The sequence below is a fragment of the Curtobacterium sp. UCD-KPL2560 genome, assembly GCF_001705035.1.
In the GTDB taxonomy this organism is placed as follows: domain Bacteria; phylum Actinomycetota; class Actinomycetes; order Actinomycetales; family Microbacteriaceae; genus Curtobacterium.
Window position 1 is genome coordinate 24,758 of the sequence record NZ_MCIG01000008.1, and the last position, 12,974, is coordinate 37,731.

Below are 12,974 nucleotides of genomic sequence, written 5' to 3' on the forward strand. Positions count from 1 at the left end.
CTGGATGAGCAAAAGTCATCTATCCACTTCCATCCCCAGTCTCCACAGGTGGGTGTGGATCTGTGTACAACCGGACCGCGTGTCCTCCACAGTTATCCACAGGCTTTCCACACTGTGGGAATCTCGGCCCATGGAACCGTCTCAGATGGTGGATGGGCGCTGAGACGGGCCGATCCGGGGAGGTGATCCGTGCCTCCAGGCCGGGTTGGGGGCGCGACGACGGAACCGAGCCCGCAGGGTCGGCGGGGGGCGCGTCGGACGTCCCGGGGGCAGCGGATGGACCGCGTCGCGCGGATCAGCGGGAGCGGCGGTCCTGCTTGATGCGGCTCGCGGTCCTGCTCGGTGCGGCTGCCGGAGATGGGTGCGGTCTCGGTGACCTGGTGGTGGAGCCGGGCTCAGCGGTACCGGCGGTCCTGCTTGATGCGGCTCGTCAGCTCGGTGACCTGGTTGTAGATCGACCGCCGCTCCTTCATCAGCTCGGTGATCTTCTTGTTCGCGTACATGACCGTGGTGTGGTCGCGGTTGCCGAACAGCTGCCCGATCTTCGGCAGGGACAGGCTCGTCATCTCGCGGCACAGGTACATCGCGATCTGCCGAGCGGTGGCGATCGCCTGCGACCGGGAGGACCCGTAGAGGTCGTCGACGGAGAGCTTGAAGTACTCCGCGGTGTGGTTGATGATGTCCGTCGGCGCGATCACGTTGTCGTCGTCGAGGGTGATCAGGTCCTTGAGCACCGTCTGCACCAGGGCCATGTCGACGGCCGTCCGGTTGAGGCTCGCGAACGCCGTGACGCGGATGAGCGTCCCCTCGAGCTCCCGGATGTTGCTCGACACCTTCGAGGCCATGAACTCGAGGATGTCGTCCGGCACCTGCAGGTGGTCGGACTGCGCCTTCTTGCGGAGGATCGCGATGCGGGTCTCGAGGTCGGGTGCCTGCACGTCGGTGATCAGGCCCCACTCGAAGCGGGAGCGCATCCGGTCCTCGAAGCCGGTGAGGTGCTTCGGCGCGACGTCCGACGTGATGACGACCTGCTTGTTGTGGTCGTGCAGCGTGTTGAACGTGTGGAAGAAGGCCTCCTGCGTGGAGTCCTTCCCCTGCAGGAACTGGATGTCGTCGATCAGCAGGATGTCGATGTCGCGGTACCGCTGCTGGAACTGGTTCGCGCGGTTGTTCGCGATCGAGTTGATGAAGTCGTTGGTGAACTCCTCGCTCGACACGTACCGGACGCGGATCCCCGGGTAGAGGCTCTCGGCGTAGTGGCCGATCGCGTGGAGCAGGTGCGTCTTGCCGAGCCCGGAGTCGCCGTAGATGAAGAGCGGGTTGTAGGCCTTGGCCGGGGCCTCGGCGACCGCGACGGCTGCGGCGTGGGCGAACCGGTTCGAGGACCCGATGACGAAGTTGTCGAAGTTGTACTTCGGGTTGAGCCGGGACTCCGGGCGCCCGCTCGTGCCCGGTGCGTCGATCTGGCTCGGGACGAACGGCGCCTCGATGTACTGCCGCGGTGCCGCGCTCTGCTCGACGGGCTGCTGCACGGGCTCGGCGTACTCGGGCACGTGCGACGAGACGACCGGGTCGACCCGCGGCTCGGAGGCCATGTCGGGGTTGACCGTGATCGCGAAGTTCGCGACCGAGTCGTCGCCGACCCGGGAGACCGCCTCGGTGATCGGGATCCGGATCCGCTGTTCGAGCATGCCGCGGGTCAGGTCGTTCGGGACCTCGAGGTAGAGGGTGCCGGCGAGGACGCCCTTCGGTTCGACCAGGTTGAGGAAGCCGTGCAGCTGCGGCGTGATGCGGTCGTCCTCCGACAGGAGGCCCAGGACGGAGGACCAGAGGTCCTCGACGGGATCGGCCGGCATCGTCATGTCGCGCTCGTCTCCAGGTTCGCTGTCGTGGTCGGCCGTGCTCGGCCGGTGGTGGTCGTGTCCGGTGGTGGGTCTTCGTCGTGCGGGCCGCGGTCCCGGCGGTTCTTGCGTGCTGGTCTGTGCCGGGCCGGCTGAGCCGGTGTGCCCCGCGGGACCCGGTCCGGGCCCGGGCGGCACCGTCGTCGGTCCGGGTACGGGACGTGTCGTCCGGGGTCCAGCGGTGCGGGCCCCGCGAGCGGTGGTCCACAGGGTTGTCCACAGTCCTGTCCACGTCGACCGCGCCGGCGCTCTGGGGGGTACTCCCCCGTGGCTCCGGGGAACGGGCCGATCGATCACACCACTGTAAAGGGTCAGGGGTGGTCGTACCGAACGAAGGTTTTCCCCAATGTGGAGGACGGGGTCACGCCCGGCACCGTGCGTGCGCGTCCGGAGCTGCGTTTGACCTGACCGCCGCCGTCACGTACCGTTATCCAGTTGACTGCGGCCTCTTGGTCGCGCCCATCGCGTCGTCCGGCCACGTCGGACGGCTCTACATACATACGTGACGGCTCGCGCTGAGCCCATCCCTCCAGCGCAGCCGTGTGGAGATCATCATGAGCAAGCGCACCTTCCAGCCGAACAACCGTCGTCGCGCCAAGAAGCACGGCTTCCGCGCCCGCATGCGCACCCGTGCCGGCCGCGCGATCCTCGCCGCACGTCGCGGCAAGGGCCGCACCGAGCTCTCCGCCTGATCGGGCTGGAGCGCCTGATCCGGTCCCGGACCCGGTAGCGATCGTGTTGGCCCGCGCCAACCGCATCGTCAGCGGTTCCGACTACCGGTCCGTCGTGCGTCGTGGTCGCAGGAGCGCCACGGCGCACGTCGTCGTATCCGTGGTCAGGCGTACTCCCGGTGGCGCAGTCGCGGTCGATGCCCCGACCCGCTTCGGGTTCATCGTCGCGAAGACCGTCGGGAACGCGGTCACGCGGAACCTGCTCCGTCGACGGTTCAAGGCGATCGCGCACGAGCTGCTGACCGAGGTGCCGACCGGGCACGACGTGGTCATCAGGGCACTGCCAGCCGCAGCGGGTGCCACATGGCCTACCCTGCTCGAAGACGTCTCGCGCTCCTTCGCGCGCGGGGTGGAGAAGGCAGCAGCATGAACCGCACCCTGTTGACCCGGCTCGGCTGGGTCCTCGCGTTGCTCCCGCGCAACGCGTGCGTCGTCGTGCTCCGCGTGTACCGCGCGGTGGTCTCCCCGCTGTACGGCAACGTCTGCCGCTACCACCCCTCGTGCTCCCGGTACGCGCTCGAGGCCATCCAGCAGTACGGCGTCGTCCGCGGATCGGCGATGGGCGCGTGGCGCATCGCACGGTGCAACCCCTGGGCCGCCGGCGGCATCGACGACGTGCGTGAGCGACGTCGTCCCTACCTCGTCAACCGGTTCGGGTTCGTGCTCGCGCCGACCCCGCAGCAGGGATCCCGTCCGGTCGGTGCCCACCGCCCGGTCCTGCTCACCCAGCGCACTCGAAAGGCGTGAACTCCCGATGGGAATCCTGAACACCATCCTCTGGCCCCTCAAGTGGGTGGTCTCGGCGATCCTCGTGGCCTTCCACTGGATCTTCGAGAGCATCGGGATGGACCCCTCGGCGGGCATCACCTGGGTGCTGTCGATCATCTTCCTGACCTTCGTGGTGCGCGCGGCACTCATCCCGATCTTCGTGCGGCAGATCAAGTCGCAGCGCCGGATGCTCGAGGTCGCCCCGCAGCTGAAGAAGATCCAGGACAAGTACAAGGGCAAGAAGGACCAGTTCTCGCGTGAGGCCATGAGCCGCGAGACCATGGCGCTCTACAAGGAGACCGGGACGAACCCGCTGAGCTCCTGCCTGCCGCTGCTCATCCAGATGCCGATCTTCTTCTCGCTGTACTCGGTGCTGCACGAGGCGCAGATCAACAAGACGGGCATCGGCCTGCTCACGAACACACTGGCGCAGGACTTCGGCAACGCCGCCCTGTTCGGCGCCCCCCTGCACGAGACCTTCACGAACGCCTCCGGGTGGGAGGTGCGGGTCATCGCGGGCTTCATGATCGTCGTGATGACCGTCTCGCAGTTCATCACGCAGCTGCAGCTCGTCGCCAAGAACATGTCGCCGGAGACCAAGGCGTCGCCGATGTACCGCCAGCAGAAGATGATGCTGTACATCCTCCCGCTGGTCTTCGTGATCTCGGGTCTGAGCTTCCCGCTCGGCGTCATGTTCTACTGGCTCGCCTCGAACGTCTGGACCATGGCCCAGCAGTTCTTCGTGATCCGCAGCATGCCGACCCCGGGCTCCGAGGCGGCTCTGGCGCGCGAGGCGCGCCTGGCGAAGAAGGCCCAGCGTCGTGGGACCCCGGTCCTCGCCGAGGCCGGTGTCGGCGCAGGTGCCGTCGAGGCAGAGGCCGTCCGGGTGAACACGCAGCGGCAGCAGCCCGTGGGCAAGAACCGTTCCAAGAAGACTGGGAAGAAGTAAGTGACCGAGCAGGACATCGCCGCCGCCGACGTGGTGGACGAGCACACCGACGGCGAGCAGGCCGCGAGCACGGACGGGGGCGTCCGCGACGGGGACGTACGTGACGGGGACGTACGTGACGGGGACGTCCGTGACGGGGACGTCCGTGACGGGGACGTCCGTGACGAAGCGGACATCGCGGCGGACTACATCGAGGAGCTCCTCGACATCTGCGACCTCGACGGCGACATCGAGATCGAGGAGCGCGCCGGACGCGTCTACCTGTCGGTCTCCGACGAGGGCGGTGCCCTCCATGTGCTCGCGAAGCCGGACACCGTGTCGGCGCTCCAGGAGCTGACGCGCATCACCGTGCAGGCCGAGACCGGCGAGTTCAGCCGTCTCATCCTCGACATCGGTGGCTCGCGCGATGCCCGTGCGTCCGAGCTGCAGCGCCTGGTCGACACCGCCGCCGAGCGCATCGAGGCCGGTGCGCCGTCGGCTGCCCTTCCCCCGATGTCGTCCTACGAGCGCAAGCTCGTGCACGACCTCGTGGCCGAGAAGGGCCTGCACTCGGAGTCCGAGGGTGAGGGTCGGGACCGCCACACGGTCGTCACCCGATGACGGACGAGGCACCGGCCCCGGTCCTGGAACAGGAGCCCGCCGCGGCGGTCGACCTGTTCGGCGATCGGATCGAGCTCGCACGCTCCTTCACACACGAGCTCGCGCGTCGTGGCGAGGAGCTGGGCCTCATCGGCCCGCTCGAGCTGCCTCGGCTGTGGACACGACACATCCTCAACTCTGCACTGCTGGCACCGCTCCTGGAGGCGCGTGGCCGGGTCGCCGACGTCGGTTCGGGTGCCGGGTTGCCGGGTCTCGTGCTCGCGATCGCTCGGCCCGATGTGTCGTTCACGCTCATCGAGCCGATGGAACGGCGTTGCGAGTGGCTGACGAGCGAGGCCACGCGCCTGGGGCTCGACAACGTCGAGGTCGTCCGCGGCCGGGCTGAGGACGTCGCCGACGAGATCGTCGTCGACCAGGTGACCGCGCGCGCGGTGAGTGCCCTGTCGAAGCTCATCCCGTTGACGGTGCCGCTCGTTCGTTCCGGAGGGCAGCTCATCCTGATGAAGGGCGCCCGGGTCGACGAGGAGATCGAGAAGGCCCGCAAGGTCATCCTCCGGAAGCGGCTCGCCGACGTCGAGGTTCTCGAGCTCGGGGACGGTGTGGTCGAGGAGACCACGCGAGTCTTCCGGGCTACAGTTGACTGACGCTGCAGCTCGGCCGGTTCGACCGGTGATCGCCGGCACGTTCCACGTGAAACATCGAACCGGGGAAGAGGTCTTCGTTGAGTTCATCGACTGACTACGACGCGTCGACACCCCTCGCGCGCGAGATCGCCGATCTCAACCGTCGGCGCCGAGCGATCGCGACGCAGCAGTTCCCGCTGCCGCCGAAGACGCGGATCTTCACGGTGTCGAACCAGAAGGGCGGCGTCGGGAAGACCACGACGACCGTCAACCTCGCGGCGGCGCTCGCGCACGGTGGGGCGCGCGTGCTGGTGATCGACCTCGACCCGCAGGGCAACGCGTCGACGGCGCTCGGAGTGGACCACCAGGCCGAGGTCGCGAGCATCTACGACGTCATCGTCGACGAGGCGCCGATCGCGGACACCGTGCAACGCTCCCCCGAGTCGGACACGCTCTGGTGCGTGCCGGCCACCATCCACCTCGCTGGCGCGGAGATCGAACTCGTCTCCCTCGTGGCCCGCGAGCAGCGACTCCGCACGGCACTGGACCAGTACCTCAGCTCGCTGGACGAGCCGTACCACTACGTCTTCATCGACTGCCCGCCCTCGCTGGGACTCCTGACGATCAACGCGTTCGTCGCGGCGCAGGAAGTGCTCATCCCGATCCAGACCGAGTACTACGCGCTCGAGGGCCTGAGCCAGCTCCTGCGGAACATCGAACTCATCGAGCGGCACCTGAACCCGAACCTGCGGGTCTCGACCATCCTGCTCACCATGTTCGACGGGCGCACGAACCTGTCGAACCAGGTCGCTGCGGACGTCCGAGAGCACTTCGGCGACCAGGTGTTGCAGGCGATGATCCCCCGGTCCGTCCGGGTCAGCGAGGCTCCGAGCTACGGCCAGAGCGTCGTGTCGTACGACGTCAACTCGTCCGGGTCGCTCTCGTACCTCGAGGCGGCCGCCGAGATCGCAGCACGAGGAGCGCAGGACTGATGGCACCCAAGCGAACCGGCCTCGGACGAGGCATCGGCGCACTCATCCCGACCGCGAGTGACCAGCAGGACCGTCCCGTCGACGTGTTCTTCCCCACGGGAGGCACGCCGGCTTCGGCGCCCAGTGCTTCGGGGCAGACCGCAGAGGACCTGCTCGCGGTGCCCGGTGCACGCCTGGCGAACCTCAATCCGCTCGACGTCGTGCCGAACGCGCAGCAGCCGCGCAAGGAGTTCCGCGAGGAGGAGCTCCAGGAGCTCGTGCACTCGATCCGCGAGATCGGACTCCTGCAGCCGATCGTGGTGCGCCCCATCGCGGGTGCGACCGGTACCGAGCCCCAGTACGAGCTCATCATGGGCGAGCGCCGCCTCCGTGCGACGAAGGAACTCGGCCTGACGACCATCCCCGCGATCGTCAAGGACACCCCAGATGACGCGATGCTCCGCGACGCCCTCCTGGAGAACCTGCACCGTGCGCAGTTGAACCCGCTGGAGGAGGCATCGGCTTACCAGCAGCTGCTCGCGGACTTCGGCATCACCCAGGAGGAGCTCGGGCAGCGCATCGGCCGTTCACGTCCGCAGATCACCAACACGATCCGCCTGCTCCGCCTCCCCTCCCCCGTGCAGCGTCGAGTGGCGGCCGGTGTGCTGTCCGCGGGGCACGCTCGCGCGATCCTCGCTGCTCCGGACGCCGAGGCGATGGAGTACCTCGCCGAGAAGATCGTGAACGAGGACCTTTCGGTTCGTGCGGCTGAGGCCATCGCGCAACAGCTCAGCACGAAGACGCCGGCGAAGCCCAAGGCCGAGCCGTCGAAGAAGCAGGCCCACTTCAACGACGTCGCCGAGCGACTCGGCGACCGGCTGAACACGCGGGTGAAGATCGCCGTCGGCGCGCGCAAGAGCTCGGTGACGATCGACTTCGCGAACGGCGACGACCTGAACCGGATCCTCGGCGAGCTCGGCCTGGGCGACGTCACGGGCTGATCCGTCGCGTCGTCGACCTTGCAGGGGCCGATGTTCCACGTGAAACATCGTCGAGCCTCGCTCCGGAGGCCCGGTGTTCCACGTGGAACATCGGCGAGTCGCCCCGGGGCGCTGAGATCCGCAGTTCCACGGGGAGCCTGGTCTGCAGGGGCGGCGCGGAGTGGGACCGTCTGGATCCTTCCGGCGTACGGCAGTGCGACGGAGTCGATCTGACAGTCGGTAGACGGCGACCCGAAACCGCTGTACGCGCATCTCCGGGGCGATCGCACCTGCGGGCGGGTCGATGGACCAGGCGACTGCGAGAGGGCCTGTGAGGCCCAGTGGGGAGCGCTCCAGGACGCGGGACTGGTGCGGCGACCAAGGCCAGGCAGACCTCAGGCGCCGGTATCGGCCGAGGTCGGGCGCGATTGATCGTGATGAGAAGGGGCGGCGTGCGGGGCGCACGCACCGTTCCACGTGGAACCCTCTGGTCCGGCGTCACGCTCCGCCCGGATTGCCGCTCCCTCGGCAGCTTGAGGAGGCCACGTGGCGAACTGGTGCAGCCGGGTTGACGAGCTGCGAACTCGCTGACGCCGGGTGGAGAGCGCGTGGCCGTCTCGCGCCGACCGCAGCACGACGGCGCGGCGCCCGCCCGGCAGCTGCACTCCCTGGACCCAGTGGCGGAGGCGCTCAGGAGCGGAGCGCCCGCAGCTTCCGCAGCCCGAACGCGGCGAACACCGGCTTGACGAAGGTCATCTCCCCGAGGCGGTAGCACTTCGTGCGCACGAGTCGACGGGCGAGGTGCTCGTCCTGGCGGGCGAGGTACACGCGGGCCTTCTCGGCGTGGAGCCCGTTCGAGCAGATCGCGATACCGTCGAAGTCCTCGAGCAGGGTTCGCGTGTTCTCGATGTTCTGCCAGGTCGCTCGGCTCGACTCCTCGATGCTGACCGGCCCGTCCCATCCCGACTGTCGGACAGCACTCCGGAGGTGTCGCGCCTCGCTGATCGGTCCGCGGACCGGTCCGCCACTGCAGACGATGGTCGCCGATCCCCCGCGGCGCTCGACGTCGCGCGCGGTCCGGACGGCCAAGCGTGCACGCCAGCGGTTCACGAGGTTCGGTTGTTGGCCGAGGTTGCCGAAGCCCAGGACGAGGACGGCGATCCGCGGGCCTGCCGGGTCCGGAGGCGCGGCGAGTGTGGGGCCGACGGGCAAGTGCGCTTCCCGGCGGTCGGCGGACCAATGCACCCACTCCCCCCAGACGAGGACAGCAGCAGTGGCCGCCGTGCTCGCAGCGACGATCGTCGGCACGATGCGGCTGCTCCGGACGGTGCTCACGTCAGCAACCCCCCACCGCTGCTCGCACAACCCCATCGACGTCGATGTTCCACGTGGAACATTGCCGTTCCAACTCCGCGCTCAGGCGCCGTGGTCGCGGATGGCCCGCTCGGCGAGCTCGGCGTAGGTCCACCCGAGATCGAACCCCGATGCGCTCAGGGCCTGGGGCACGAGCGACGTCTCGGTCAGGCCCGGCAGGACGTTGGCCTCGAGGAACCACGGCGTCCCCGCACCGTCGACGATGAGGTCGACGCGGGAGACGTGCCTGAGGCCGAGCGCCTCATGTGCGGCGACCGCAGCCTCCGCAGCCGCGGACGACGCCGCCTCCGGGAGTCGTGCCGGCGTGTAGAAGGTCGTCAGCCCGGCGTTGTACCGGGCCTCGAAGCCGTAGACACCGTCCTTCGGAACGATCTCCACGGCGGACAGGGCCACGGGACCGTCACCGGTGTCGATGATCCCGACGGCGACCTCGGTGCCGCGGATGAGCTGCTCGATGACCACGTCGTCGCAGTAGGTGTACGCCGTGACCATCGCGCGCGGGAGGTCGTGGACGTCCTCGACGAGCGTGACGCCCTGCGCACTGCCGCCACGCGCCGGCTTGACGGCCAGGGGAACCGGGTGATCCGTCCCGATCGCCTCGAGGACACCCACCGCGCCGAGCTCGCGGAACACGTCGTGCGACAGGGTGATCGAGCGCGGGGTCCGGACGCCCGCCCGCGCGACCAACGCGGAGGCGGTTGGCTTGTCCCATGCCAGCCGTGCCGACGTCGACCGTGAGCCGACGAACGGGATGTCCAGCGCCTCCAGGATGCCCCGCAGGGCACCGTCCTCACCGGAGGCGCCGTGCAGTGCCGGCCACACGACGTCTGGGCGGTCGTCGCGGAGCGCCGGGAGCAGCGACGCGTCAGCGTCGCGCAGGTCGACCTGCCAGCCGTAGCCGCTCAGGGAGTCGGCGACACGACGACCGGATCGCAACGAGATGTCCCGCTCGTGCGAGATCCCCCCGGCGACGACGACGACGTGACGACGGGTGAGGTCGGCCATGCTGGATCCTTCTGCTGCGGTGTGAGGAAAAGTGCTGATCAGGAGATGTTCGGCGGCGGTGCCGAGACCGAGTCGGACGACGGGACGGCCCGGAACGGACGGGTCGCCGGGCCGAACGTCTCGAGGACGTCGAGCTCGTCGTTGATGACCGTCGCCAGTCGCTTGACGCCGACCCGGATCTGCTCGGGCGTCGGGTAGCAGAACGACAGGCGGATGTTGCTGCCGCCGCGGCCGTCGGCGTAGAAGGCCGTGCCGGGGGTGTAGGCCACGAGCTCCTTGACCGCGCGCGGGAGCATGCCCTTGGAGTCGAGCGAGTCCGGCAGGGACAGCCAGACGAAGAAGCCACCGTTCGGCTTCGTCCACGAGAGGTCGGGCAGGAACTCCCCCAGCGCGGACATCATGGCGTCCCTGCGCTCCGCGTAGAGGCCGCGGAAGGTGTCGACCTGGCCCTTCCAGTCCGCGGCGTCGAGGTAGGCGTTCACGACGTACTGGCCGAACGAGTTCGGGGCGAGCACCGCGGACTCGTTGGCGAGGACGAGCTTCTCGCGGATCGCGTGCGGTGCGAGGGCCCAACCGACGCGGAACCCGGGCGCGAGGGTCTTCGAGAACGAGCCCAGGTAGACCACGCCCTCCTCGTCGATCGAGCGGATGGCCTGCGGCGCCGGTTCGTCGAACCAGAGGAGGCCGTACGGGTTGTCCTCGAGCACGAGGATGCCGTTCGAGCGGCAGATGTCCAGGACCTCGATGCGGCGCTCCCGGCTCATCGTGACGCCGGCCGGGTTGTGGAAGTTCGGGATCGTGTAGAGGAACTTGATCCGCTTGCCCTGGGTCCGGAGGTTCGCGATCGCCTCGCGCAGGGCCTCGGGCACCAGACCGAGTTCGTCGGTCGTGACGTGCACCGTCTCGGCCTGGTACGAGCGGAACACCCCGATCGCGCCGACGTAGGACGGGGACTCGGCGAGCACGACGTCGCCCGGGTCGATGAACAGCCGCGTGACGAGGTCGAGCGCGTGCTGCGACCCCGTGGTGACCACGACGTCCTCGGCGCTCGCACGGATGCCCTCGAGGCTCATCACGTCGACGATGTGCTCGCGGAGGGAGCGCAGGCCCTGCCCCCCGCCGTACTGCAGCGCCATCGCCGCGTCCTCGTTCATGACACGGTCGATCGAGCCCGTGACGAGCTCGCGGGGCAGCGCGGAGACGTACGGCATGCCACCGGCGAGCGAGACCACCTCGGGGCGGGAGGCGACGGCGAACAGGGCTCGGACCTCGGAGGCGCTCAGCCCTGCGGTGCGCTGGGCGTAGGAGTCGTACCAGGGGTCCAGGCTGTTGCCGTTGGTCATCGCGTGCTCCGTTCAGTGGGACATTCCCGCCACACTACGACATCGTCTGCCGGAACCCCGGTGGGAGACGGGGGCCGATCCTGAGGTTCTGGCCCCGGGCGTCCCAGGGACGGCCCGGGTACGCGGACGGCCCCGCCCTCCCTGAGGAGGACGGGGCCGTCGGTGCTGGACTGCCTACGCCAGGAACTCGGCGAGGTCGGCCTCGAGCGCCGGCTTCGGCTTGGCGCCGATGACGGTCTTGACGACCTCGCCGCCCTTGAAGACCTTCATCGCCGGGATGGAGGTGATCTGGTAGTTCATCGCGGACTGCGGGTTGTCGTCGACGTTGAGCTTGACGATCTCGATCTTGTCGGCGTGCTCCGCGGCGATCTGGTCGAGGATCGGCGAGACGGCGCGACACGGGCCGCACCACTCTGCCCAGAAGTCGACGAGGATCGTCTTGTCCGACTTGAGGACCTCGTCGGAGAAGGTGGCGTCGGTGACGGCCTTGGCGTTGGACATGGTTGTCCTTTCTGTGCAGTCGGTACGTGCTGGAACGGTGTCGCCCCGGGGAGCATTCCCCGTGCGGCTCCCGGTGGTGGCTACAGGGACGTGACGTCGACCATCGCGGGCTCGGTGGGTGTGCGCCCCTCGGCCTGGTCGGTCAGCGCGTCGTCGAGCTCGGCGAGGTACTTCTCGGCGTCGAGCGCCGCGACCGTGCCCGAACCGGCGGCCGTGATCGCCTGGCGGTACGTCGGGTCGATGACGTCACCGGCGGCGAAGACACCCGGCAGGTTGGTCTTCGAGGACCGGCCCTGCACGGCGATGGTGCCCTCGGGGGCGAGGTCGATCTGGCCGTGGATGAGGTGCGTGCGCGGGTCGTTGCCGATCGCGATGAACAGGCCGTCGAGTGCGAGCTCGGACTCCTCGCCCGTGACGGTGTCCTTGAGCGTGACGCCCTCGACCGCGGTGTCACCCGTGATGCCGGTGACCTCCTTGTTCCACGCGAACTCGATCTTCGGGTCGTTCATCGCGCGGTCCTGCATGATCTTCGACGCACGCAGCGAGTCCTTGCGGTGGATGACCGTCACCTTGTCGGCGAAGCGGGTGAGGAACGTGGCCTCCTCCATCGCGGAGTCACCGCCGCCGACGACCGCGATGTTCTTCTGGCGGAAGAAGAAGCCGTCGCACGTGGCGCACCACGAGACGCCGTGACCGGACAGGCGCTCCTCGTCGGGGAGACCGAGGTGGCGGTAGGCCGAGCCGGTCGCGTAGATGACCGCGAGGGCCTCGTACGTCTCGCCGGAGCCGACCGTGACCTTCTTGACCTCGCCGGTCAGGTCGACCGAGGTGGCGTCGTCGTACAGGACCTCGGCACCGAACTTCTCGGCCTGTTCCTGCATCTTGATCATGAGGTCGGGGCCCTGGACGCCCTCGGGGAAGCCGGGGAAGTTCTCGACCTCGGTGGTCTTCGTGAGCTCGCCGCCGGTCTCGACGCTGGACGCGACGATGAGGGGCTTGAGCTCCGCCCGCGCGGCGTAGATGCCGGCGGTGAACCCGGCCGGACCGGAACCGATGATGATGAGCTGGCGCATGCCGTGTTGCCCTTCCGTTGCGTACTGACCGGGTCAACACATGGTACCGGCGCGGCATTCCGGCCAGCCCGTGCGCGCCGGGATCGGCCCGGCACCCGCAGCGCGTCGACGCGGACCGACCGGCGGCGGCACCGTGTCGACGCGGACCGACCGGC

Annotated in this window: 14 protein-coding genes; 8 read left to right on the forward strand and 6 right to left on the reverse strand. The window is 68.8% G+C overall.

What is annotated here, in order from left to right:
- Positions 1 to 395 precede the first annotated feature (395 nt).
- Positions 396 to 1,856, reverse strand: a complete 1,461-nt coding sequence (dnaA, locus tag BEP24_RS03870) for a chromosomal replication initiator protein DnaA (RefSeq protein ID WP_253181561.1) — start codon at positions 1,854 to 1,856, stop codon at positions 396 to 398.
- A gap of 599 nt (positions 1,857 to 2,455) precedes the next feature.
- Here dnaA and rpmH point away from each other — a divergent pair.
- The 8 genes from rpmH (at position 2,456) to BEP24_RS03910 (ending at position 7,544) form a co-directional block, all read left to right on the forward strand.
- Positions 2,456 to 2,593, forward strand: coding sequence for a 50S ribosomal protein L34 (gene rpmH, locus BEP24_RS03875; RefSeq protein ID WP_043595303.1), 138 nt, complete (start codon positions 2,456 to 2,458; stop codon positions 2,591 to 2,593).
- A 43-nt stretch (positions 2,594 to 2,636) separates the two neighbouring features.
- The gene (gene rnpA, locus BEP24_RS03880; protein WP_065960465.1) at positions 2,637 to 3,002 is read left to right on the forward strand and encodes a ribonuclease P protein component; all 366 of its coding nucleotides are present in this window, start codon (positions 2,637 to 2,639) and stop codon (positions 3,000 to 3,002) included.
- Entirely contained in the window at positions 2,999 to 3,379 is a 381-nt protein-coding gene (gene yidD / locus BEP24_RS03885) for a membrane protein insertion efficiency factor YidD (protein WP_065960467.1), read from the forward strand. Before rnpA ends, yidD begins: the two co-directional genes overlap by 4 nt.
- Positions 3,380 to 3,386: 7 nt before the next feature.
- Entirely contained in the window at positions 3,387 to 4,349 is a 963-nt protein-coding gene (gene yidC, locus BEP24_RS03890; protein ID WP_065960468.1) for a membrane protein insertase YidC, read from the forward strand.
- Positions 4,350 to 4,949: a R3H domain-containing nucleic acid-binding protein gene (locus BEP24_RS03895; protein WP_253181557.1), complete on the forward strand. Its 600-nt coding sequence runs from the start codon at positions 4,350 to 4,352 to the stop codon at positions 4,947 to 4,949.
- On the forward strand, positions 4,946 to 5,593 hold the full coding sequence (gene rsmG, locus BEP24_RS03900; RefSeq protein ID WP_065960470.1) for a 16S rRNA (guanine(527)-N(7))-methyltransferase RsmG: 648 nt from the start codon (positions 4,946 to 4,948) through the stop codon (positions 5,591 to 5,593). The genes BEP24_RS03895 and rsmG overlap by 4 nt, the downstream gene beginning before the upstream one ends.
- Positions 5,594 to 5,670: 77 nt before the next feature.
- Positions 5,671 to 6,564 carry a ParA family protein gene (locus BEP24_RS03905; RefSeq protein ID WP_290439171.1) on the forward strand — a complete coding sequence of 298 codons (894 nt, stop codon included), beginning with the start codon at positions 5,671 to 5,673 and terminating at the stop codon, positions 6,562 to 6,564.
- Positions 6,564 to 7,544 (forward strand): ParB/RepB/Spo0J family partition protein, encoded by a 981-nt coding sequence (locus BEP24_RS03910; protein WP_065960476.1) that lies wholly within the window; start codon positions 6,564 to 6,566, stop codon positions 7,542 to 7,544. The genes BEP24_RS03905 and BEP24_RS03910 overlap by 1 nt, the downstream gene beginning before the upstream one ends.
- 669 nt (positions 7,545 to 8,213) lie before the next feature.
- Here BEP24_RS03910 and BEP24_RS03915 read toward each other — a convergent pair.
- The 5 genes from BEP24_RS03915 to trxB form a co-directional block, all read right to left on the reverse strand.
- Complete coding sequence (locus BEP24_RS03915; protein WP_171898719.1) at positions 8,214 to 8,858, reverse strand: ElyC/SanA/YdcF family protein; 645 nt, start codon at positions 8,856 to 8,858, stop codon at positions 8,214 to 8,216.
- Positions 8,859 to 8,939: 81 nt separating this feature from the next.
- Positions 8,940 to 9,902, reverse strand: a complete 963-nt coding sequence (locus BEP24_RS03920; RefSeq protein ID WP_065960478.1) for a D-alanine--D-alanine ligase — start codon at positions 9,900 to 9,902, stop codon at positions 8,940 to 8,942.
- A 38-nt stretch (positions 9,903 to 9,940) separates the two neighbouring features.
- The gene (locus BEP24_RS03925) at positions 9,941 to 11,245 is read right to left on the reverse strand and encodes a PLP-dependent aminotransferase family protein (protein ID WP_065960480.1); all 1,305 of its coding nucleotides are present in this window, start codon (positions 11,243 to 11,245) and stop codon (positions 9,941 to 9,943) included.
- A 174-nt stretch (positions 11,246 to 11,419) separates the two neighbouring features.
- Positions 11,420 to 11,746 carry a thioredoxin gene (trxA, locus tag BEP24_RS03930; protein ID WP_022832611.1) on the reverse strand — a complete coding sequence of 109 codons (327 nt, stop codon included), beginning with the start codon at positions 11,744 to 11,746 and terminating at the stop codon, positions 11,420 to 11,422.
- A gap of 80 nt (positions 11,747 to 11,826) precedes the next feature.
- The gene (trxB, locus tag BEP24_RS03935) at positions 11,827 to 12,819 is read right to left on the reverse strand and encodes a thioredoxin-disulfide reductase (protein ID WP_065960482.1); all 993 of its coding nucleotides are present in this window, start codon (positions 12,817 to 12,819) and stop codon (positions 11,827 to 11,829) included.
- Between the last annotated feature and the right edge of the window lie 155 nt (positions 12,820 to 12,974).